This window comes from Phycisphaerae bacterium (assembly GCA_024102815.1).
Lineage (GTDB): Bacteria > Planctomycetota > Phycisphaerae > UBA1845 > UBA1845 > JAGFJJ01.
In genome coordinates, this window is the sequence record JAGFJJ010000045.1 from 13869 (window position 1) to 36797 (window position 22929).

General features: G+C 63.5%; 17 protein-coding genes. 12 read left to right on the forward strand and 5 right to left on the reverse strand.

The features are described from left to right. Positions 1 to 46: 46 nt before the first annotated feature. Complete coding sequence (locus J5J06_09660) at positions 47 to 2143, reverse strand: alpha-1,4-glucan--maltose-1-phosphate maltosyltransferase (GenBank protein ID MCO6437339.1); 2097 nt, start codon at positions 2141 to 2143, stop codon at positions 47 to 49. 287 nt (positions 2144 to 2430) lie between these two features. On the opposite strand from J5J06_09660, the gene polA reads away from it, so the two are divergent. The 4 genes from polA (at position 2431) to J5J06_09680 (ending at position 7538) form a co-directional block, all read left to right on the forward strand. After that, entirely contained in the window at positions 2431 to 5202 is a 2772-nt protein-coding gene (gene polA / locus J5J06_09665; protein ID MCO6437340.1) for a DNA polymerase I, read from the forward strand. 174 nt (positions 5203 to 5376) lie between these two features. Beyond that, complete coding sequence (locus J5J06_09670) at positions 5377 to 5574, forward strand: hypothetical protein (GenBank protein ID MCO6437341.1); 198 nt, start codon at positions 5377 to 5379, stop codon at positions 5572 to 5574. A gap of 110 nt (positions 5575 to 5684) precedes the next feature. Further along, the gene (locus J5J06_09675) at positions 5685 to 6263 is read left to right on the forward strand and encodes a hypothetical protein (GenBank protein ID MCO6437342.1); all 579 of its coding nucleotides are present in this window, start codon (positions 5685 to 5687) and stop codon (positions 6261 to 6263) included. A gap of 189 nt (positions 6264 to 6452) precedes the next feature. Further along, complete coding sequence (locus J5J06_09680) at positions 6453 to 7538, forward strand: hypothetical protein (GenBank protein MCO6437343.1); 1086 nt, start codon at positions 6453 to 6455, stop codon at positions 7536 to 7538. A 15-nt stretch (positions 7539 to 7553) separates the two neighbouring features. Here J5J06_09680 and J5J06_09685 read toward each other — a convergent pair whose 3' ends face one another. The 3 genes from J5J06_09685 to J5J06_09695 form a co-directional block, all read right to left on the reverse strand. Continuing rightward, on the reverse strand, positions 7554 to 8546 hold the full coding sequence (locus tag J5J06_09685) for a patatin-like phospholipase family protein (protein MCO6437344.1): 993 nt from the start codon (positions 8544 to 8546) through the stop codon (positions 7554 to 7556). 114 nt (positions 8547 to 8660) lie between these two features. Beyond that, positions 8661 to 9215, reverse strand: coding sequence for a GTP cyclohydrolase I FolE (gene folE, locus J5J06_09690; protein ID MCO6437345.1), 555 nt, complete (start codon positions 9213 to 9215; stop codon positions 8661 to 8663). A 121-nt stretch (positions 9216 to 9336) separates the two neighbouring features. Beyond that, the gene (locus tag J5J06_09695) at positions 9337 to 10254 is read right to left on the reverse strand and encodes a transglutaminase domain-containing protein (protein ID MCO6437346.1); all 918 of its coding nucleotides are present in this window, start codon (positions 10252 to 10254) and stop codon (positions 9337 to 9339) included. Positions 10255 to 10435: 181 nt separating this feature from the next. On the opposite strand from J5J06_09695, the gene J5J06_09700 reads away from it, so the two are divergent. From J5J06_09700 to J5J06_09725, 6 genes are all read left to right on the forward strand, one after another. Then, the gene (locus J5J06_09700) at positions 10436 to 11392 is read left to right on the forward strand and encodes a class I SAM-dependent methyltransferase (protein ID MCO6437347.1); all 957 of its coding nucleotides are present in this window, start codon (positions 10436 to 10438) and stop codon (positions 11390 to 11392) included. 141 nt (positions 11393 to 11533) lie between these two features. After that, entirely contained in the window at positions 11534 to 11911 is a 378-nt protein-coding gene (locus J5J06_09705; protein MCO6437348.1) for a DUF423 domain-containing protein, read from the forward strand. 21 nt (positions 11912 to 11932) lie between these two features. Continuing rightward, positions 11933 to 12238 carry an Asp-tRNA(Asn)/Glu-tRNA(Gln) amidotransferase subunit GatC gene (gene gatC / locus J5J06_09710; protein ID MCO6437349.1) on the forward strand — a complete coding sequence of 102 codons (306 nt, stop codon included), beginning with the start codon at positions 11933 to 11935 and terminating at the stop codon, positions 12236 to 12238. 45 nt (positions 12239 to 12283) lie between these two features. Beyond that, complete coding sequence (gene gatA, locus J5J06_09715; GenBank protein ID MCO6437350.1) at positions 12284 to 13765, forward strand: Asp-tRNA(Asn)/Glu-tRNA(Gln) amidotransferase subunit GatA; 1482 nt, start codon at positions 12284 to 12286, stop codon at positions 13763 to 13765. Further along, positions 13762 to 14526, forward strand: a complete 765-nt coding sequence (locus tag J5J06_09720; GenBank protein MCO6437351.1) for a GNAT family N-acetyltransferase — start codon at positions 13762 to 13764, stop codon at positions 14524 to 14526. The genes gatA and J5J06_09720 overlap by 4 nt, the downstream gene beginning before the upstream one ends. A gap of 78 nt (positions 14527 to 14604) precedes the next feature. Further along, complete coding sequence (locus tag J5J06_09725) at positions 14605 to 15870, forward strand: amidohydrolase family protein (protein ID MCO6437352.1); 1266 nt, start codon at positions 14605 to 14607, stop codon at positions 15868 to 15870. Positions 15871 to 15876: 6 nt separating this feature from the next. On the opposite strand, the gene J5J06_09730 is transcribed toward J5J06_09725, so the two are convergent. Then, positions 15877 to 17262, reverse strand: a complete 1386-nt coding sequence (locus J5J06_09730; GenBank protein MCO6437353.1) for a hypothetical protein — start codon at positions 17260 to 17262, stop codon at positions 15877 to 15879. A 219-nt stretch (positions 17263 to 17481) separates the two neighbouring features. Between J5J06_09730 and J5J06_09735 the strand changes: the two genes are divergently transcribed. Continuing rightward, positions 17482 to 18687, forward strand: coding sequence for a hypothetical protein (locus J5J06_09735; GenBank protein ID MCO6437354.1), 1206 nt, complete (start codon positions 17482 to 17484; stop codon positions 18685 to 18687). Positions 18688 to 18784: 97 nt separating this feature from the next. Further along, positions 18785 to 22804, forward strand: coding sequence for a putative metal-binding motif-containing protein (locus tag J5J06_09740; protein ID MCO6437355.1), 4020 nt, complete (start codon positions 18785 to 18787; stop codon positions 22802 to 22804). Positions 22805 to 22929 lie beyond the last annotated feature (125 nt).

A 22929-nucleotide genomic window follows, 5' to 3' on the forward strand; every position in this document is an offset into this window, starting at 1 on the left:
CAGGTCCGCCCCCGGCGCCGACCGTCGGCCCGCGACCGTCGCGACCTTACTTATATTGCTCGTAGTCCCGCTCACTCCGCGGACGCGGCTGAATGCGCAGCATGTGCGCCGGCATCGTGTGCGGATCGAGCAGAATGTAATTGCGGTCTCCGCTCCACGTGAACCACTGATCCGTCAGCAGATCATGGACCTGGTAGGATGCACCGGGGTCCAGCCCCAGGGCACCCAGGTCGAGCTGCGTCCAGCCTGACGCGGCATGGTAGGGATCGAGGTTCACGGCCATGAGCAGCCGGTCCTGCGATTCCGCATGCGATTTGCTGTACAGCAGAATCCGATCGTTATCGATGCCGTGGAATACGAGCGAATCATTCGATTGCAGCGCGGGATGCTCCCGCCGCGCCCGATTCACCAGGGCGATGAGCTCCTTGAGGCTGTGCGGGGCGTCGAGATTCCACTGCCGGATTTCGTATTTCTCGGAGTGCAGGTATTCCTCGCTGCCCGGATTCCGGGGAATGTGCTCGCAGAGCTCGAACGCCGGTCCGTAGATGCCGTAGCTGGCCGTCAGCGTCGCCGCGAGGATCAGGCGGATCATGAACGCCGGGCGCCCGCCCGTTTGAAGATACTCGTTGAGAATGTCCGGCGTGTTCGGCCAGAAGTTGGGGCGGAAATACTCCGCGACTTCCGTCCGCGTCAACTCTGTCATGTACTGTTCGATTTCCCATTTGACATTCCGCCAGGCGAAATACGTATACGACTGGGTGAATCCGCGCTTGGCCAGTTCGTACATCACCTTGGGGCGTGTGAATGCCTCGGACAGGAACAGGACGTCGGGATGATCGCGGTGGATGTCGTCGATCAGCCACTCCCAGAAGGGGAACGGCTTCGTGTGAGGGTTGTCCACCCGGAAGATGCGGATGCCCAGGTCAATCCAATACCGCACCACGCGGCGCAATTCCGTCCACAATGCCTGCCAGTCCGTCGTCTCGAAATTGACGGGGTAAATGTCCTGATACTTCTTGGGGGGGTTCTCCGCATACTGGATCGTGCCGTCCGGACGCTGCCGGAACCACTGCGGATGCGACTTCACAAAGGGGTGGTCCGGCGAGCACTGCCACGCGATATCCAGCGCGATCTCAATGCCGCGCTTCGACGCCGCGTCCATGAGATTTCGCAGATCCTCCGGCGTTCCCAGTTCGGGATGGATCGCGTCATGTCCCCCTTCCTCCGCGCCGATTCCCCATGGACTACCCACGGCGTCCTCTCCACCCTGCGGGTCGTTGTTGGGGCCCTTGCGGAACTTGCGGCCGATGGGGTGAATGGGCGGGAGATAGAGTACGTCGAATCCCATGTAGGCGATGTAGTCCAGTCGCGCTTCGCAATCGCGCAGTGTGCCGTGTCGACCCGGCTGCGGCGAAGCGGAGCGCGGAAACATCTCGTACCAGGCCGAGAACCGCGCCTTGGGGCGGTCCACGTGGACCCGCAATTCACGCGGGTAGGTGGTGCCGTGCTCGCGGTCAGGGTACTGGTGGGCGAGCGTGGAGAGTTCCTCACTCAGGGCGATCTCCACCTTCACGGCCGGGTCGGACCCGTTTCGCATGGCCTCCGCCAGGATTTTCAGACGGGCTGCGTCTTCGCCGGAAGCGCGCCCGGCCGCGCTCTCGACATGGTTGGCGCCGATCAGGAGATCCACGGAGATATCCTGCTTCGCCTCGATTCGCTTGATCAGGTCGTTGCGCCAGGTGCGGAATGCGTCGATGCCCGCGGTGATGCAATAATGATACGTCCCCATCGCGGTCACGCGGAACGCGCCGCGCCAGCGGTCGTTGCCCAGCGCGTTCATGGGATATTCGTGCCACTGCGACTCCGATGGGCCGCGAACCAGGAGCCAGCACGAAATCTGGTCGTGTCCGTCCGCGAATGCGTCCGCCTCGACGGCGACCTCCTCGCCCACGACGCGCTTGATGGGGAACCGCCCGGCGTCGATCTCCGGTGTGACGCCCGAAATGACCACACGCTGTTGTCCGTTGGGCGGGAATGGAATCGGCGGGATCGCACTCGGCGCTCCGGCCTCGCGAGCGGACCGATGATTGTCCCGGATTTCTTTCGTTGTCTTGGCTGATTTTTTCTTTTGGGTCGTGGCCATAATTCCTCGAAGAACTGCCTTCTGGAAATCCATTTCGTGTTAACGGAGCCTAACGCACAGGCCGTTGCTTGTCCAACAAACGGCGCTTCGGAATCAAACCCGCTTCAATTCATCAGCATCTCAGCATTGACGATTCGTGTGGTGTCTCCTGCTCTCGCCGCCCACACGGAATGGCCGGCATGATTGAATACGGCGTAACTGCAGATGCTTGACCGCCTTGACATGTCACCAGTGCAATCCTACCGTCACCACGCTGTAATGCGGCGCGCAAGAGATGGGCATCTTCGATGGCGCAATCACTTTACATCATTGACGGCCACGCCCAGATTTACCGCGCCTTCTACGCCCCCTTTCGCGAACTGACCAGCCCCGCCGGCGAACCCACGCGGGCCACGTTCGTGTTCTGCCAGATGCTGTTCAACATTCTTCGAAACAAGCGGCCTGATTATCTCTGCATGGTCATGGATGTGAGTGACGAGACGGTCTTTCGCCGCGACATCTATCCCGAGTACAAGGCCAACCGGGAGCCGCCGCCGGAGGCCCTGCCGGTGCAGGCGGACCGCATCGTCTCCATCGTTCGCGCCCTGGACATTCCTCTTTATACACTGCCCGGCTTCGAAGCCGACGATCTCATCGCCACCATCTGCGAGCAGACCCGCGGGCGCGATCTCGACGTCTACATCGTGAGCAAGGACAAGGACCTGGAGCAACTGCTCTCCGATCGCGTTCGCCTGTACGACGCCAACGCCGACACGACCATTGATGCGGCCGGTCTACTTGCGTCCAAGGGTTACCCACCGCAGCTGGCCGTGGAGGTTCAGTGCCTTGCCGGTGACACCGTGGACAACATCCCCGGGGTCGATGGAGTCGGCGTCAAGACCGCCGCAAAGCTCGTGCAGCGGTACGGTTCCGCGCGGGCCGTTGTCGAGCACGCCGACGAACTCACGCCCAAGCAGAGCGAACGGGTCCGCGCGTTCGGTCCGAACCTCGAAAAGACGCGCCGGCTCGTGGAACTCCGCCGCGATGTGCAGTTCCCTTTCGAGCTGGAGGCGTGTCGCGCGAGCCGCATCCAGGTCGCCGCCGTACGGCCGATCTTCGCCGAACTCGCCTTCGGTCGATTGACGGAAGCGCTCGACGCGCTGGATCCCAACGCGTCACTCTACCCTGCGGGGGAGCCCGCGTTGCCGTCGCCGACGAGTGCCGATGCCGGAACGACGGCGGCCACGATCGCCACGGTTTCCGCGCCCGGCGCACCGCCCGGCAACTATGTACTCGTGGACACGCCCGAGAGCTTCGCCCGGTTCGTCGGGGAGCTCGCCGCGCAGCGGGAGTTCGCCTTCGACACGGAGACGACATCGACGCAGCCGGTCGATGCCGCGCTGGTGGGACTGTCATTTGCCTGGCACTCCGGAAAGGCCTGGTTCCTGCCCGTTCGCGCGGGCGGCGGCGGCGTCCTGCCGGAGGCGGAGGTCGTTGCGGTGCTCAAGCCTGTCTTTGAGAATCCCCAAATCCGCAAGTCCGGCCAGAACATCAAGTTTGACGCGCTTGTCCTCCGCGCCCTGGGCATTCATGTTGCCGGCATCGCCTTCGATACGATGATCGCCGCGTTTCTGCTCGATCCGTCGCGCCGTTCCTTCTCTCTCGACGGCCTGGTTCGCGCCCATTTCCAGCACGAGATGATCCCCATCACCGACCTGATCGGGAAAGGGCGTGATCAGCTCACCATGGACATGATCGACACGCAGCGGCTCTGCACCTACGCGGCCGAGGACGCGGATTTCACCTGGCGGCTCAAGGAGGTCTTCGAGCCGCAAATCGCCGGCAGCCACGTCGAAAAGCTGTTCCATGAAGTCGAAATGCCGCTGGTCGATGTGCTCACCGCGATGGAGTTCAACGGTATCGCCCTCGACACGAAGCTGCTCGCCGAACTCAGCCGCGACATGGGCGACCGCCTCTTTGCGCTCCAGCGGGACATTCATCGCGCGGCCGGGCGCGAGTTCAACGTCGATTCCACGAAACAACTCGCCGAGGTGCTCTTCGACGACCAGGGACTGAAGGTCCAGCGGCGCACGAAGACCGGCCGCAGCACCGACGCGGACACGCTGACGGCACTGGCCGCCGCGTCCGACAATCCAATTCCTCGCCTTGTCCTCGAATACCGCGAACTGGCGAAGCTGCGGAGCACGTATGTCGAGACGCTGCCGAAGATGGTGTCCAAGCGAACGGGGCGCATCCACACGTCATTCCACCAGACGGGCGCGATCACGGGGCGGCTGTCGTCGAGTGACCCCAACCTTCAGAACATTCCCATCCGCACGGAAACGGGACGGCAGATTCGCCGCGCCTTCATTGCGGGTTCGCCCGAACAGTTGATCCTCACGATTGACTACTCGCAGATCGAGCTCCGGCTGCTCGCCCATTTCTGCGAAGACCGCAATCTGATTACCGCGTTCGAGCAGGGGCAGGATATCCACCGTGCGGTGGCCGCCCAGGTCAACGGCGTGACGCCCGAGGCGGTGACCTCCGAGCAACGGGCCCGGGCCAAGGCGGTCAACTTCGGCATCGTCTACGGCCAGACCGCGTTCGGTTTGGCTCGCGGGCTGGGTATCTCCCAGACGGAAGCGCGCGATTTCATCAACCGCTATTTTCAGCGCTATCCCGGCATCCGCTCGTTCATCGATCACTGCGTTGACGAGGCGCGCTCGAAGGGCTACGCCGAGACGCTCTTCGGCAGGCGGCGACCCATTCCCGAGTTGCACTCCCGCAACCGGGGGCAGGTATCCCTCGGGGAGCGCCTGGCGGTGAACACCGTCGTCCAGGGTTCCGCGGCCGACCTCATCAAGAAGGCCATGATCGACGTGGATCGCGCTTTGCGGGGCGGAGAATCGCGGGCGAAAATGCTGCTTCAGGTACATGATGAACTTGTCTTCGAGACACCCCGGGCCAGTGTGGAGCAGGATGCGGCGTTGATCCGCGGGCTGATGGAGTCGGCCGTTCCCCTTCGCGTACCGCTGCTGGCCGATGCCGCCTGGGGCGACAACTGGGCGGAAGGGAAGTGATCCGCCTCAGCCATTTTGGACGTAAAGTCTTTTTATTCCTTGATTTACAGCATTTCGGCTTTCGTCTAACCAACTTATTTTCAATCTGTCAATTATTCCGTGCGGCGTTCTATCGGCGATTGGAAGCGTTGGTTCGGCCGGCATTTGCAAACCGCCGGCAAGGGAGGCAAAGCCATGAAGAAATCCGGAGCACTCAAGCGTCTCGCGGTGATGGCCATGGGGGGCATCGCCATGGTTACGACGGCGACCTGCGACCCGTACAACGGTTTCACTTTCTTCCGAGATCGGGGCGGTGACGACTACTACTACGACGGCTATGTCTACTACGAAGACTATTACTACGACGACTGCTTCTGGGATTGCTGGTGGTAAGCAGGCGGACTCCGTCCGGTTCTGAAGCACTTGACCTGCCGTCCTCCGGCCGCGAAGCATGGCATCGCAGCCCGACGTAACGGCTGCGGATTCCTACAGGGAAAAGAACAATGTTTCGCAAAAGTGAGACGGCCATGGTCGGATCGGGATCGGTGCGCGCGGGTGGAAGGCGGAGTCATCTCGCGGCTGGCGGTCTGGGCTGGATTGCCACGATGGCCATTGGCGCGGCCATGCTGGGTGTACCCGGCTGCATCGATCTGTTTCAGAACGGGCTGGCGGAAGGGACCTACAACGGCGATCTCGCCTGCACTATCGAGGTCATCGATCCTGACGGGCAGGAAGCAACGGAAGACTTCACGGCCTCGACCACGCTGACCGCCGGCTCGGACGGATCGCTGGCGATCAATGACGAGCCGATCACGGGCGGGGCCGAGGTGACCCGCGAGATTCCCAATGCCGAGCTGGCCTTCGAGGTTGCGGACGTCCGCGTGGAGATCGGGCGAGTGGTCATCCGTTACGAGCCACGTCCGACCCTGCCGGGCATTACGGTCGATGGCGAACTGGTGGAGACGTATCGTCAGCAACTGGGATCCGTGGCGGCTTCGGCGGACGCTGATCTGACCGTGACCGACGCCACGGGCGAATCGACGATTACCATCCGTTGCGCGGGTGTGCTCCCGCGGCAATAGGCTCCCGAGGCCGGTCGATTGATTCCGGCCTTGACAGCGTTGAAAACCAGCCGTTAGCCTTCCCTTCTCCGGCGCGCACGTTTCCGCAACGCGGCGTGCCGGGCTGTTCAGGAAACCCCGGCTGCCCGTGCCGTTGCACTTGCGCCGACGGCGGGGGTTCGGCCGTTTTCGTCCCGCTGGAGATGCCGCATGCGCCCCCGAATCCGAAGAGCTGCGACCTGTTGTGCGATGGTCTTTGTCCTGCTCGGCACGCACCGCGTGCAGGCCCAGGCGCCGACGAAGCAGCAGATGGATACGATTCGCCGTCTGGCGACGCTGACGTTGCCCGACCAGCGGCAGGTCCGCCAATGGTGCGAGGCGAAGATCCAGGAGATTTCCGACAAGATCGCCGGCGGTGCTTCCTGGACGGACGTGTTCAACGAGTACCGCACGGGGGTGCTTCAGGAGTACGCTAACACGCAGAACACGTCTGCGTTCAAGGCCCAGTTGGTCACGCAATTCGGGGATGTGGCGTCGGAGTGGTTCGGCCGGTCGTCGACCGCGCCGGCCGTCGCCCGGACGCTGGCGCGCCTGATGGCGGACTTCGCGGGCAATCTCCAGACCGAGGCGTTTGCCGGACTGATTGCCGGCTTGAAGTCGAGCGACGCCGCGGCGCGGTACCTCAGCGCCACCGGCCTGCTGAAGTTGCAGCGCGATATCGTGACGGACAAGGAGCGGCTCGACCGCATGGTGGCGGCGCTGCGCGAAGCGGGTGTTTCGGAAACCGATCACGTGGTTCTCTGGGAGATCTACCGCGTTCTGGCGGTGCCCGCGGCACAGACGTCGGCCGTGGCGGATGCGTACCTGGCGATTTTCGAGGCGCGACTCACGCGACGGCAGGCCAACAACGTCAACGTCGACGGTGCGGAAACGGATGCCTTCGAGTACTTCCGCCGCACGGATGTTCAAGGGGCGCTGGGGGCCGATCAGAGAACCAATGTGGCACGGGCCGTGGCGACGTTCCTGGCCCGCGACGCCCAGCGCTACAACTCGCCTGAACTTGACTTCACGGAGATCGAGACGCTGGAACGGCGCATGGTTACGGCCGAGGATGTTCTCAGAGGGTTTGCCGGCGGCGGCGAAGGCGGGAATATCGCCGACGCTCTCTCGCAGTACGGATATGCGGGCCGCCAGCAGGTTCTTACGCAGGTTTATCGCTGGATCGGTGATCCCAACACCAACACTCCCGGTGCGCTGAACAAGGCTCCCTGGAACGTACCCGTCGGGGGAATCTGACCGCCGCTCTCGCATTTACCGGGCACCTCCGCGCAGAAGTTCGGCGAGCTTCATGATCCTGTCCGTGCCGCCCTGGTTGTCCAGATAGCGTTCGGCCAGGCGGAGGAGCGCCACGATATTTCCCTTCTCGACATCGTCCATCCTGTCGCAGGCATGGTTCAGTTCCGTCTGAAGGCGAACGTACCGGCCTTCGCGAAGGAGCTGACGGGCGATGTAGTCCATGGCGTCCGCAGCGCCGTCCATGAGAACGTCGAGCACGGGCACGGCCCATTCCAACGGACCCCACTCCCGGGCCTGCTTCGCCGGAATAGGGCGGGTCGCCTGTCCTGTTCCGAATGATCCCACGACGAACTGTTCGAGGCCGATGCCGCCATCTCGATCGCTGCAAACGTGAAGACCCTCGGCGATGGCGCACACGACGGGATTGTTGGCCACGACGCCGCCGTCAATCAGGGGGACTTCGGCCCCGCCAAGGCGCGCAACGTGCGCCGGGAAGTAAGTTGGTGCGGAGCTGGACGCCTTGGCCGCCTCCCACAGAGGAAGCGAAGCGAATGCGGCGCTGTTGCTTTTGATCACGACGGCCTGTCGCGCGAGTGTGTTGTAGGCGGGGATCAGAAGCCGCGGCGTCGGGGGGAGGTCGGCCAGACGCCTTGATCCGAAAGTACTTTCGAGCACTTCGCGCAGGCCGCGATCGTCGTACTTCGGTGCACTGAGGCCCTGGGTAAGCGTGCGAAGGAGGCGATTCCAGAGGCGCGGCGCGAGGGGCGTGAATACGTCACGCCCCCGGCGGCGGTAGAGATCGCGTATCTGCGCGGCGGGAATGCCAAGGGCCGCGGCGCAGGCGAGGATGCTGCCCGTGGAGGTTCCGGCGATCAGGTCGCAGTGCTCGCGGATCGGCCCGCCAAGCTCGTATTCCAGGGCGTCGAGCCAGACGGCGGAGATGATTCCGCGAATGCCGCCGCCGTCAAACGAGAGGATGCGAAAGAACTGCGCGTTCGTTTCCGGCATGGGTTCCCTCCGGAAAGCCATTCGAGTGGCGGCGCGACGGGTGCGCCTCCACAGGAAAGAACGCGCATGGGCGCTCAGTCCGAAGGGACGTTTGGCGCGATCATGGGAGGCGGGTTACTTGTGCAGCAAGGCCATCACTTCGCTTCGGGTGCGTGCGTCGCTGCGGCAGACGCCCCGGATCGCGGAGGTGACCATGACGCTGCCGGCCTTTCGCACACCGCGACAGGTCATGCAGGTGTGGGTGGCCTCGAGGACGACGGCGACGCCCCTGGCGTGCAATGCGGATACGAGGAGATCGGCAATCTGGGAGGTCATGCGCTCCTGGACCTGGGGGCGGAGGGCGAAGTCCTCGACCACGCGAGCGAGCTTGGAAATCCCGATAACCTGGCCGTCGGGAAGATAGGCTACATGGGCTTTGCCCTCGAAGGGCATGAGGTGGTGCTCGCACATGGAGTTGAAGGCGATGTCGCGGAGCACGACGAGCTCGTCGTACTTTTCGGTGAAGCTGGTCTTGAGATGTTCGGCGGGATCCCGGGTCAAGCCGGCGAAGAGTTCATTGTACATTCGGGCAACACGCGCCGGGGTGTCACGAAGCCCTTCGCGGTCCGGATCCTCTCCCACGCCGATGAGAATCTCGCGAACGGCAGATTCGATGCGCTGCTGGTCCATGTCAGGCTCCGCGGTGAATGCGTGCTACCGATCCATACGCGGATATTAGCGCGGCCGTGGCGGGGGTCAAAGCCGTCAGGGGACAATTGGTGAAGGTCCCGGAGGAACGCCGGGGGTAGCCTTATAGACCCTCCGGCAGAGCTTCCGGGGTCAGCGCGGACACGCTTTTCGAACTGGATACCGAGTCCGACGATCGGCGGAACTCGGCCCGCGACCACATTCCGCGCAGGGTGATGAAGACATTCACGGCGGCTGCGACAAAGGTCGCTGCGAGCAGCCACGTCGCGATCAGGAGCTTGGGCTCTTCGAGGAAGATGGGGCGGGGCCACGTGTAGAGGCGCTCGCCGAAAAGGGGAAACAGAGCGGAGCGGGCGGCGCGGGGCAATGCGCCTCGATTCCAGTTGAAAGTGGAACCGCTTTCGTAGGGCGCGGCCGGGCGGAGGTAGTAGTCGGAAACGGCGCGATACTCCGGACCTTCCACGCGGGAAGAGGCCAGTTGCCTGTCGACGATGGCGGGATCGCGGCGGATGTCGAGCAGGCCGTAGTAGCCGCCGTCGGGACGGGGAAAGGACAGGGCATATGTCGGATCGACGAGCATCGCCTGCATTCCGGTTGGGCGGGCTTCAACGAAGGTGTGCGCCGGGCGGTTGGTGCGGGGGTCGAAGCTCATGACGGGTGAGGCGGGGATGTTGAGCGAGCGGAGCAACGCGACGAGCAGGCGGGACTTGTCGGCGCAGTCGCCCCCGGATTGCAGAACCTGTGCGGACGTGGCACCGAGCGAGGGCAAGAGGAAACCCGCGGTGTTGTGCCTCGTGGGGAGCTCGGTGTGGATTCGCCAGAGCAAGGCCAGGACCCTGTTCGCGGGGTCGTGCATGCCGGAGGTTGTCCGGCGGGCGTATTGTGCGATTTGCGCCTGATCCGCACGAAAGGAGCAGTAGCAGATCGAGGCCAGGACGAGCGGGAGCAGGATGCTCGCGGAGCGCAGCGCGGGAATCATGCGCCGACGTGGGTATCGCTGTGGCAGCGTTGTCCCGGCCATGATCATCCGCGGTGTCCCGGTTCTTTGGGCGATCAGCGCGCGCGGCCCATGCAGCGCGACTTGCTGGAGTTATCGACCGTCGGGTTTCGATCGCTGAACGGTCATCCGAGCGGAGGGCGGAGCTTCATCCGGGTCCGCCAAGGGCCGATATTGTCGAGGAGGCGGCAATTTCCGTTGTGTCATGAATTCGAGCGCCGGGACCATTCTCGCAGATCGTGCATCCGGGCGGACCCGCTCGGAGTGCGACGGTCACTCGCGCCGTCGCGGTGTGGCGGAGTCGCTGTTGTTTGCAGCGGCGATTCGGGCATTGCGTCGGGCCGCAGCGAGGCGAGCGCATCACGTCGCACGGACGACAGACGCTTCGCGCTACCGGGCATGGCGGGCGGAGGAGTTGGAGCGGCAGGTCCGCGACCATTTTGAACCCCGGGGGATTGAGGGGAAGGACGTCCTGGATTTCGGGTGCGGGACGGGCGAGTTGAGCCGGCGGCTGGCGTCGTGGGGTGCGGCGCGGGTGGTCGGCGTGGATCTGTCGGCCGAGGCGATCGGGAAGGCCAAAGCGGATCATGATTCATCGCGGGCGACGTTTCTTCATGCTGATCGACCCGATCGCATTCCCTGCGTGGATGCGGCGTTTGATCTCATCTGCTGCTTCGATGTTCTGGAGCATGTGCAGGACGTGCCGCTGGTGGTTCACGAGTGGCGTCGTGTACTGCGGCCCGGCGGGCGGGTGTGGATCTGGTGGTCCCCGTGGCGCGGTCCGTACGGGCACCATCTCGACTCGCTGATTCCGCTTCCGTGGGTTCATCTTCTTTTCTCGGAGCGCACGCTCTTTCGCGTTTGCGCGGATGTGTACGATCATCCGTCGTTTATTCCGCGACGATGGGATATCGATCCGTCAACGGGTGAGAAGAAGCCCAACAAGTGGCGGCGGACGGCAACGTTTCATCCATTTCTCAACAAGCTGACGCGGGGGCGGTTCGAGTCGTCGCTGGCGCCGGCCGGTCTGCACATCGCGCGATGCAGGACCAACGGCTTTTCCGGATCGCGGGCGGGCCGGTCGACGCGTGTGCTGCTGCCGATTCCCTTCCTCGGCGAGTGCTTCGTTTCCTCCTACGTATATGAGTTGATCCGAGTCTGATACCGGTGACTTCGGCCGCGTGGACGTTGCGAGCGAGTCGTGATAGCCTGCGCGGCGGGTTCAGGGTCGGTTGTTGGCCGATGGGCATCCGATGGGATTCCGGGCCATCGGCGGGCGGATCGAGAAGGTCTTCGTTGTGATATGACTCCGCGCGTGTGTGTCATTCTTGCGTCATTGCTGGCCGGGTCGGCCGTCGCCCTCGGCGCGTTCGGCGCGCACGGATTGAAGGGTCGGCTGAGCACCGAGCAGCTTACGACGTTCGAAGTCGGTGTCCGGTATCAGATGTATCACGCGCTGGGATTGTTCGCGGTGGCGTGGATGATGACGCGCGCTCCATCGTGGGCGACTACGGCGTCGGCCGTGTTGCTCGTCGTCGGCGTTGTGCTGTTTTCGGGAAGCCTGTACGGGCTGACGCTGGCGGGGTGGAAGTGGCTCGGGCCGGTGACGCCGCTTGGCGGACTGTCGATGATTCTGGGCTGGATCATGCTGGCCGCGGCGGCGTGGAGGATGGCGCCCTAGGCGCGGAGAGGTTTGGATTTCATGTCCGGACAGCTTGACGAAGCAGCGGTGCGGCACGTGGCCCACCTGGCGCGGCTGAAGATCACCGACGAGGAGGTTTCGCGCTACGCGAAGCAGTTGTCGCGGATCCTCGAGTACGTGGCGCTGCTCAACGAAATCGACACGGAGGGCGTTGAGCCCACGGCGCATCCGCTGTCGCTGGGCAACGTGATGCGCGACGATGCGGAGGGTGCGACGCTCTCGCCCGAGCAGGCGACAGCCAACGCTCCGCAGCGCAAGGACGGGTTCTTCCGCGTGCCCAAGGTGCTGGATCATTCGGACGGGTGATGCGGGCTGGAGGCATCGACCAAACGATCGCGAGAGCGGGAGTGCATGAGCGCGTGTGAATCAGCCGCGGAAATCGCCCGGGCGGTACGGTCGCGCAAGCGATCGGCCGAGGAGGTGACGCGCGCCTGCCTGGATCAGATTGCGGCGCATGACGGGGTGCTGCACGCGTTCCTGTCCGTCAATAGTGACATGGCGCTGACACAAGCTCGGCGAATTGATGAGGCCATTGCGGGGGGGGACTCCGCCGGGATGCTGGCGGGAGTGCCGGTGGCCATCAAGGACAACATCTGCGCGACATCGAAGCCGACGACGTGCGGGTCGAAGATTCTGGAGCATTTCCATTCCCTCTACGACGCGGATGCCGTGCGACGATTAACCGACGCCGGGGCGATCCTCCTGGGGAAGACGAACCTCGATGAATTCGGCATGGGCAGCAGTACGGAGTACGGGGCCTTCGGGCCAACGTGCAACCCCTGGGATGTGAAGCGCGTTCCCGGCGGTTCGTCCGGTGGATCGGCGGCGGCGGTCGCGACGGGAATGGTCCCGGCGGCGCTGGGCAGCGACACCGGCGGCTCGATCCGTCAGCCGGCGTCATTCTGCGGGATTACGGGGCTCAAGCCCACGTACGGCCGGGTCTCACGCTACGGACTGGTCGCCTACGGGAGCAGCCTGGACCAGATCGGTCCGCTCGCGCGCAGCGCGGCCGACGTCGCGCTATTGTTGAACGTCATTGCCGGGCATGACCCGCGGGATTCGACTTCGGTCAATGTGCCGGTTCCGGATTACACCGCTTCTCTGGATCGTCCGCTTCGCGGGCTTCGAATCGGCATTTGCGACGCGTGGTTCGGCGAGGGGCTCGACCGAGAAGTAGGCGGTGCGGTGCTTTCGGCCGTGAAGTTGATGGAGCGCGAGGGTGCGGTCGTTTCGTCCATCGCGCTGCCCGACGTGCGCCATGCGATTGCGGCATATTACCTGATCGTGACGGCCGAGGCCTCGAGCAACCTGGCGCGATACGACGGCGTCCATTACGGATACCGGACGGCCGACCCGCGCGATTCATTCGACGTGTACGCCTCGTCGCGTGGCGAGGGCTTTGGCGAAGAGGTGAAACTGCGGATCATGCTGGGGACGTATGCGCTGTCCAGCGGGTACTACGATCAGTATTACCTGAAGGCGCTCAAGGTGCGGACGTGCGTCCGCGAGGGCTTTGCCCGGGCATTCGAGCAGGTGGACGTGATTGCCTCGCCGGTGGCGCCGACGCCGGCGTTCGCGATCGGAGAGAAGACGCAGGATCCTCTCACCATGTATCTCAATGACGTGTACACGATATCGGCGAATCTCACGGGCATTTGTTCGCTCTCGATTCCCTGCGGGTTCAGCGGCGGGGGATTGCCCATCGGGCTGCAGCTCATGGGGCCGGCATTCGGTGAAGAGCGCGTGCTCGCGGCCGGACACCAGTATCAGCTCCAAACGGACCACCACCTTCAGGTTCCTTCGATCCTGTCGAACCAGGGTGCGGCATCATGACTCGAACGACGGTCAGCTCCCTGTTGCGGTCAACGCAGGCGTTTGCCCAGCAGATCTGCGACAAGGAGACCCTCGATCACGGCATCGCGTTCTACAGTGAGCGATTCGCGGGCCTGCCGGAAGCGAACCAATTCCGGGAGGTCTACATCGATGATCCCAGCAACGCGACCAAGGCCTGGGAGCAGGCGGAGAGCTGGTTCGCGCGACAGGGGCTCCGCTGTCAGCGGTGGTCACCGGGGGAGGGGCAGGCGATTGAGCCGCTGGAAGCGCTGCTGTCGGGGCGTGGGTTCGAGGCGCGGCGGTTTGATGCCATGATCCTGACACAATGGGCCGAGCTTTCCCCTTCGCCGCCGCAGGTTCGTGTCATTCATGCCCGGGCTGTTCGGCAGGCCTATCGCGAGACGTTCATTCAGAGCGGCGAAGGTCGAGAGGCGGTGGCCGACGCCTACGCCGAGCGGCTGGATGATCCTTCGTTTGATGCATTCGTGGCGCTGGCGGAAGGGAATCCGGCGGCGCGTGCGACCCTGTACCAGGTTGGTGATATTGCCCGGGTCATGGATGTTTGTGTGCTTCCGGCGTACCGCGGACTGAGCCTGGAAGACGCTTTGTTGTCACAAGCACTCGGACTTGCCCGGCGCCTGGCCATGCGCACGATCCTGGCGCAGGTGCCGGTGGAGGACGAGGCACTGCGAACCATGCTCGGGCGGGCCGGATTCGCCGAGGACGGTTCCGTCGTGGAGTTTCATCGTGTCGCGGAGTAGCCGGGCGATGGTTCTCGTGGGCGAGGAGCGTCGGTTGCCTTTCGTACAAAAGCGGACCGGTCGCGCTGAGTTCCCAACGTGAAGAGTCCGGCTGACGCTAACGAGTCCGTGACGCTTCGGGCCCGATTTCTATGGACCGGTGACGGGCCGGTGATTGAGGGCGGCGCGGTTACGATTTCCGGGGGGCGGATTACTGGCGTCGGAAACCGCGGAGCGACGTGTTCGGGAGCCGAAGAAGATTTCGGCGAGGCGGTGATCCTGCCGGGCCTGGTCAACGCTCATACCCACCTCGAGTTGACGCATCTGGCCGGCCGTGTTCGGCCTGCTCCGGACTTTATCGATTGGCTGCGTCGAATCTACCGCGTGACCATTGCGTCGCCGATTGATGACGATGCGATCCGGAAGTCGGTGGCGGAAGGAATCGCCCGATCCCTGGGCGCGGGCGTCACGGCGCTGGGGGACATCACGCGACATCCAACCGTCACCCGGCCGGTGCTGGCGGAACACAGCTTGGCGGGAGTTTCCTTCGGCGAAATCACGGCCGTCGGAAAGCGGCGCGGATTGCTGCCGGAGCGACTGGCCGCTGCGTCGATACCGGGCGTGGCGAGATCAGAGGTTGTCGCAGGTATTTCTCCCCATGCGCCGTACACCGTGGAGCCGGATGCGATGCGGGCGTGCGCCGATATCGCCAGACGAGATCGACTTCCCGTCTGTGTTCACGTTGCGGAGACGCCGTTTGAGGAGGAATTTACGCGAAATGCCGCCGGGCCGTTTGCGGACTACCTCCGAGAGCTTCACTTGTGGGACGAGAAGATTCCCGCGTCAGGATGTTCGCCCGTGGAGCTGGTGGAGCGCTGCGGGTTGCTCGGCCGGCGAACGATCCTCGCTCACGCCAACTACGTTTCAGACGAGGACATCGCCCGGATCGCCGCAAGCAGCGCGAGCGTTGCGTATTGCCCACGCACACACGCCGCTTTCGAGCATGAGCCGCATCGCTTTCGGGAAATGATGGCTGCGGGGATTACCGTCGCCGTTGGCACCGACAGTCTCGCCTCGAATCCCACCCTCTCCGTGCTGGAAGAGGTGCGCTTCCTGCATCAACATCATCCTGACGTTATCGCGGAGACGTTGCTGAGCATGGGAACGCGAATGGGCTCGGCCGCGCTGGGCCTGGATGGCAAGACCGGATTCCTTTCGCCCGGCATGCGTGCGGACTTGGTGGTGTTGCCGCTGGCGCAGGGGGCCTGCGCATGGACTTCGATTCTGGACGTCGGCGCCGGGGAGCCGCTTGCGGTCTTCCTTCGAGGGCAGTGTATTTCACGCGATGAAAGAACTCCGGGTTGAGCAGGCTCAGGTCCGCTTCCAGGGCGCATCCGGATCGCGGTCTTCGATGCGGGAGAGTCCGTAGAAGATCATTAGGCTCGCCAGTCCGCAAACGATGCTGATGCCCCATACCACCCAAACGGGAAAGCCCAGTTCCTTCCAAAGGAGCATGCCGACAAGCGGAGCGAGCAGGCCGCGCACACCGGTCAGGGTGACATGGATACCCATGTAGATCTCGGCGTCCTCGGCTTTGGCGTAATCGAGGTGGCCGACGTTCCAGGCCAGTGCACCGCCGCCCTGCCCGAATCCGGCGAGAATGGCTCGCGCGAAAAAGCACGCGACGGCGGCGACGAAAAGCGCCGGTCCCGGCATGGGGTTGTCCACGACCAGGATGGATCCGATGAGGCCAAAGACCAATGAAATCGTCCAGCAGATGACATTCACAACGCGGAATCGGCCTACGCCGGTCCGATCGAAGAGCCGTCCCCAGCGGGCCATGCTGCCGAACATGGAGAGCCGGGCGACGGTCACGATGAGCGCGGTGCTCACCCAGAAATCGCCGCGGTCACCCAGGGGCAGTTCGCGGGTAACGATGACGACGGCGACCGGAATCGTCATGAGGTTGGCCGTGCCCACGAGGAACTGGGCGAGGGTGTATGTTGCAAAACGGTGGTCGGCGCGGAGGACGCGGAACATCGCGCTGAGAACGTGTCCGGGCGACATGAGTGCCGTGAGGCTGAACGGCTCGACCATTTCGCGGCGAAGATAAGGTTCCTCGGCGGTGCGGGTTCGCCGCTGGAGTTCGGCGCGCTCACGGCGGACGTGGATCCGCTGCATCATGAGGATGCCGACGATGCCGCAAAGGGCGGCGGACGGGTAAACGTAACGGAAGGCCTGCGGATCGAGTTCGCTCAGTGCCGCGGCGGAGAGGGTGGTGGCGGCGCTGATGAGAAACCGGGCGGCCTGGAGTCGGGCGATGACTGTTCCGCGAATGGTGCGCGGGTAATTGGAGCGCCAGAAGGCCGAGCGGACGGTGACCACACCGGCGAGCAGCACTTGCGCCGCGGCGATTTCGGCGATGAACCACAGCGCGCCCCACAGGGTGGTGGGGATGACGAAGACGAGCCCGCTGCAAAGCACCACGCCGGAGGCGAACCAGGTGGCCAGTCGTACTTTGCGCCTCCCTACGCAGAGCATTCCCCATGGCAGGCCGAACATCTGGGCGGCAAACGGCGTGGCAGTGGCGATGGCGATCAGCAGGTCGTTTCCTTGGAAGGTCTTGGAAACGACAACGGAAGCAAATTGGCCTTCGATGAGCCCGGCCAGAACCGCCCAGATGAACATGTGGCGGAACTCGGCCCAGAAGTTGTAACGGGCCATGAACGGCAGGCTGCGGATACGGAGTAAATCCACGAGGCGCTCACTGAAGATCAAGAGAGCGGGACAACGTAGTGGTCACCTTTGGATGTCGCAAGCGACTGAATTCCAGTCGTGGCGTTTTTTCTAAGCTGAGCTTTATGCAAGGCTTTCGACCTTGACATTTCTTTGACAAGACCGATAATGACATTCTAGCTGAAATTTATCGGCCATCGTTCGGCAGGGGATTGAATGATGAACACGAGCAGGAATGCCGTGAGTGCGCTCACGGTTGCGCTGATAGCGGCGGCCGCATCGAGCGCCAATGGGCAGGCCTATTTATCGGTACGGGGTACGGCCAACGAGAAAGGCAGCGTGCTGTGGTTCTCGCGCGTATCGGTGGGGTGGGATGCTGCGGGGAACATCGTCCAGGATACGTTCATTGAACTGACCAACGATTTCCCGGAAGACGTTCACGTACAGATGTATTACGTGAACGGGGACGAGCCGCTCGAGCAGGGATCGGACAACCGGCCGCACGAAGGCTGGAACTGGCTCGATAATCTGATCCTCCTGACGGGGGACGAGCCGGCCTACTGGTCTCTGGCGACAGGGCACCCCAAGGGAACGGCGCCATTCGGCCAGCTCGACGCGGGCAATCCGCCGGGGCGCCCCGATCCGTATCATCCCGGTCGATGGGTGGTGCGGGGATTCATCGTCCTCTGGGCGGTTGATTCCGAGGGCGCCGAGATCAACTGGAATCATCTCTCGGGAAAAGCAACGCTGGTGGACTACATGGACGGATCGGCGTGGGAATACACGCCGTGGTCTTTCCAGGCGCGAACCTCGCGACGCGGGCAGGAAACGGACGGCAATCCCGGCATTCTCCTTTTCAACGGCGGCGAGTTTGATCTGGCGCCGGGCACGCTGCTGATGAATTTCCCCGCGGTCGGATCGACACTGCGCAGCGCCAACCGGATGGCCTCGGTCAATGACGTCGAGCTAACGCTTCAGCCGATGATGGTGGATTTCCGCAACGTGGGATTCGACCGGCTCTTCACCAAGGTCCGCATCACGGTATGGAACATGAATGAGGTCAAGCTGACGGGTATCGTCCGGCCGCTGACCTGCTGGGAATCGGAGCGGCTGGGGCATTACGGCTTTCCGAATCACTTCCTGTTGCAGAATCTTCAGACGGACAGGGGCAAGGCGCATCTCGACTCTTTGGGGAGCACCGAATGCGCGACGGTCTCGCTGCCGGCGCCGTTGCTGGGCCTCGTTTCGCAGTTGATTCACTTCTCGCCGAAAACGCGGGAAGAGGCGGGCGTGGAGTTGGCCGGGCTGGGCTGCGAGGAAGGGGCATTGCTCTACGATGTTGAGCCCTCCATCCCTCCGGAGCGGGTCGACGCCCCGAATACCGACGGCAAACCGACGGAGCGGCGAACCGGCGACCGGGGAGCGGGTCGGACTGCGGCGAACTGAGCCGGCAGTCGTGAAGTATGTGACGCGTTGGTCGAGCGAGATCTGGTAGTCGAGCAATCCGGCGGGTATCGCCGGCATCATCTGGCAGGGGATAGAGATGAATACGCAAGCGTTTCGGTCGGCGGCCCGCAGTGAGTCCCGTCGGGGATTCTCGCCGTCAGGCCTTGGGAGGACGCTCTTCCTTCTGGGCGTACTGTTATCGCTCGGTGTGGGGGTCGAGGCACGGGCGCAGTGCAACGATACCGACGGCGACGGGTACGGGTCGCCCGGCAACAGCCAATGCCCCAACGGGTCGGCCACGGACTGCAACAACAACAACCCGAACATCTTTCCGGGCGCCACCGAGCGCTGCAACGGCGTGGACGACAACTGCGCCGGCGGTATCGACGAAGGATTCACCTTCAACGGGTTGGACATCCGCGACGGCTCGCCCACCTTCGGCCAATTGGTCAATCTTCCGCTCGGGGCGGAATGCGTGCTGGGCGAGGGCATCTGCCGGGCCGAGGGAACGGTGGTCTGCGCCGGGAATGGTCTGTCGGCGATCTGCAACGCGACGCCGGGCGCGCCTCAGACCGAGGGACCGGCGACCTCGCCGACCTGCTTCGATCTCCTGGACAACGACTGCGACGGCCTGATCGACCACGAGCAGCCGGTTTGCCAGACGCAGGAGTTCTGTGACGGTTTCGACAACAACAACAACGGCGAGATTGACGAGACGTTCCCCAATCTCCAGCAGCCGTGCACGGCGGGCGTGGGGCTCTGTGCCCGAAACGGCTTCTTCATCTGCGCGGCGAACGGGCTCTCGACGGTGTGCCACGTCAGTCCGGGGGCGCCGATATCGGAGCAGGACCCGGGCGGACCCAAGTGCAGCGATGGGATCGACAACGACTGCGACGGCCTGACCGACCTCAATGATCCCGACTGCATCACGGCGGAGAAGTGCGACGGCCTCGACAACAACAACAACGGCCAGATTGATGAGACGTTCCCGAACAAGGGCATGCCCTGCACCGCGGGTGTGGGCGCGTGCCAGTCGCCGGGCACATTCGTCTGCAAGATCGACGGGACGGGGACGTTCTGCAACGCATCGGCCAAGCTGGGCTCGCCGGAAGGCCCGGTCGGCCCGACGTGTGCAGACGGCATCGACAATGACTGCGACGGCGCGATCGACGGCAACGACGCAAGCTGTGCGGCCGCCGACGTGCGCGTGACCTGCTCGCTGGGGGCGAGCATCTGTCGCGACTGCACCGGCTGGTACACGCTCAACTGGACGGTGACGGGCGCGGCCCCAGAGTCGGAAATCACCGCAGAGCTGCTGGCGATCGACGCGGACGACAATGTTGTGGCAACGCTGCCTGTCGAGAACGGCGACGTGGCCAATCTCGGGGCGTTCACGTACAGCGGTGACTGCATTACCGCGAAGACCGTGGGCGGGGTTCACCAGGTGTTTGCACCGGTCCCATTGCTGCGCGTGCACGTGCGCGATCCGCGGACAGAGGCCGTGGCCTATTGCTCGATCACGCCCTACCTCGATGTCATTCAGCCGGCGGGTCAGACGATCGCCGAATCGGCGGGAGACATCATCCCGGTTCTGGCGGCGATTCCGCTGGTCGATCCGTCGACGCTCAGAGTGCTCGTCAACGGGGTGGATGTGATCACGGGGATCGGGCTTGATCCGGCCAACGACCTGCCGGGCGGGCCGTACAATGGCAACGTCAACATCAACGGGACACCGGTCCTTGTTTCCGAGCTGTTCGTGGATGTCGCGCCGCCGGGTTCGCCGGCATCGAATACGGTCCGCATGAACCTCAGCGGATTGGGCTGCGGCAATCACATTGTCCGTGTCACCGGGGATCTGCTGCCGGGCTCGATCCAGGAGCCTCCGGCGCCGTGGTGCCACATGGACGATCTGACGGACAAGGGATCGGCCGCGGGACTTCAGCTTGATATCTTCACCCCGCTGGAGGGTGAAGTCACGGCGGGCGGCCCGACGAACGTGACCGGCGAGGTCTGCCACGGCAAGCCGATCGCCGAGGTATACGTGAACGGGTTCTTCATCGATCCGCTGCCGGGAACGGTGGTTACGCCGGGTGATCCGGAGCTGGGGGGCGGGAAGTACGAGTTTGCGTTCAACGTCAACCTGCCGCAGACGGACTATCGGGCCTTGCTGAACGGTAACCCGCAGGTCGGCTCGTTTGTCCAGGGCAGCAACCTGCTCGTGGTCCAAGCGATAGACGAGGACTACGTGTCCACGTTCGAGCAGCGGGAGTTCGCCGTCGGTCCGGTCATCGAGGCTGTCAACCTGGGCAGCCGGGGTCGGGGTCCGCTGGCGGACGACGTCATCGTCAACAACGCCTTCACCATCGGCATTTCCAAGCAGGGGTTGGATGACTTCTTCGAGAGCTTCACCATCGTGGCCCGGGAGTTCATCAAGGACAAGCTGGAGACGCAGCTCAATGGTTATACGAAGAAGCAGAAGGTGGAGAACATCGGCTGCTGCGATCCGACGCTGGACCTGACCATCACGCAGGTGGACATCAACGAGAATGACTTCCAGGTGTCCGTCACGCCGCAGCAGGATCAGATCACGGTGGACATCACCCTACCGCAGTACTTCTTCGAGATGACCCTCAAGGGCAAGTGCTGCGGCTCGACCGGTTGCGGTTTCTTCTGCACCTGCGCCCGCAAGATCGACATGAAGGTGCGCATGCGTCAGGAGGCGACCAAGGTTTCGTTCGTCGTGACCGAGGACGCCGTGAAGAACGATGCCCCGGTGACGGTGACGTTCGATCCGGGCCTGACGCAGTTCGAGCTGAAGCTCAATGACAACAACAGCGCGAGTTGCGGGTTCACGATCTTCAGCATTCTCACGCTGGGGATCATCAACCTGGTGGAGCTCTTCATCGACGCGATTATCCCCAACGACTTCTTCAAGGAGATTGACGTCGCGGAGCAGATCAAGGAGCTCGACGGCAACTTCGGCGACTTCAACGAGTTCCGCTTCGACAACGACGAGGAGCTGCCTGACAAAAACATAGTCCTGGATTTCGCGCTGGATGACGTACAGATTGACATGGAGGGTATCGCTGCATCGGTGAAGGCGAAGTTCATTCCCACCATTCTCGATCCGGCCGCGGCGAATTTCCCCGGCACGCCGCTGACGCCGGCGCCGCTGCCCATCCCGCCGATCACCGACACGAGCGGTTTGCCGGCCAAGGGCATCACCGTGGGTGTCTCCGACGACGTGTTCAACCAGTTGCTCGCGACGCTGGTGAAGACGGGACAGCTCAAGACGGAATTCGTCGATCGTAAGGTGATCCAGAGCTTCCTGACGGAAGATTGCGACACGCTGCCGGACACCTTCCCGTTGTTCCGGCGGGCGCGCTGCATCGGCCGGACCAACGTGGAAGTCGACGGGATCTGCGATACGGAATACCCGGCACCGATTCTCGACGCCGGCAAGCGTACGGCGTGCAAGGACGAGCAGGAGAAGTACCGCCAGCGTCTGCTGATTCCGGGCACGGCCGTGCACATCATCGCGCGGCTGCTCAACCCGCCGAAGATCTTCATCGACGACGACCCGGCGACGCCCAATCGCGTCGAGTGCCTGTTCCGGTACGATCAGATCTCATTTGCGCTGATTGCCGACCGCGACGCGGACACGATGACGCTGAACGGATCGCCGGATACGGTCCCGGCGTGTCTGGGTCTTGATCCGTCGACGGTCACGGAATGCGCCCTGTGGCGATCGTGTTTGAACGTGGACGCGCGGATGTCGCTGGAGCGCGGCTCGTTCATGAAGCCGGACGGCAAGACCATTCCGAGCATTCTGATCGTGTTCGACTCGCTTTCCTACGATCTGAGCACGGGCGTGATCTGCGGCGGCGCCACGACCGAGCCGGACGACCTGGTTTCGGGTACGTTTGAACTGCCGCTCATGGACTTCCTGGCGGACAAGCTGCGGGAGAACACGCCGGAGCTCGCCACCGAGGGCCTGTCCTTCGGCGGGCACGCGACATTCTCCATCGACGCGGAGCTGATCTCCATCAGCAACAGCAGTTCGGACTTCGCCGACTACCTGGCGATCACGGCCGACATCGCGCCGGAATCGCCGTAGGGTCCTGGTTCCCATCCAGTCTCCACAACGGGCAGGCGGAAAACGCCTGCCCGTTTTCGTTGAGTACGGCGAGCGCCACGCTGTGAATGGCGCGCCGCCCCTGCGACCATTTTGCCTCTTGACTT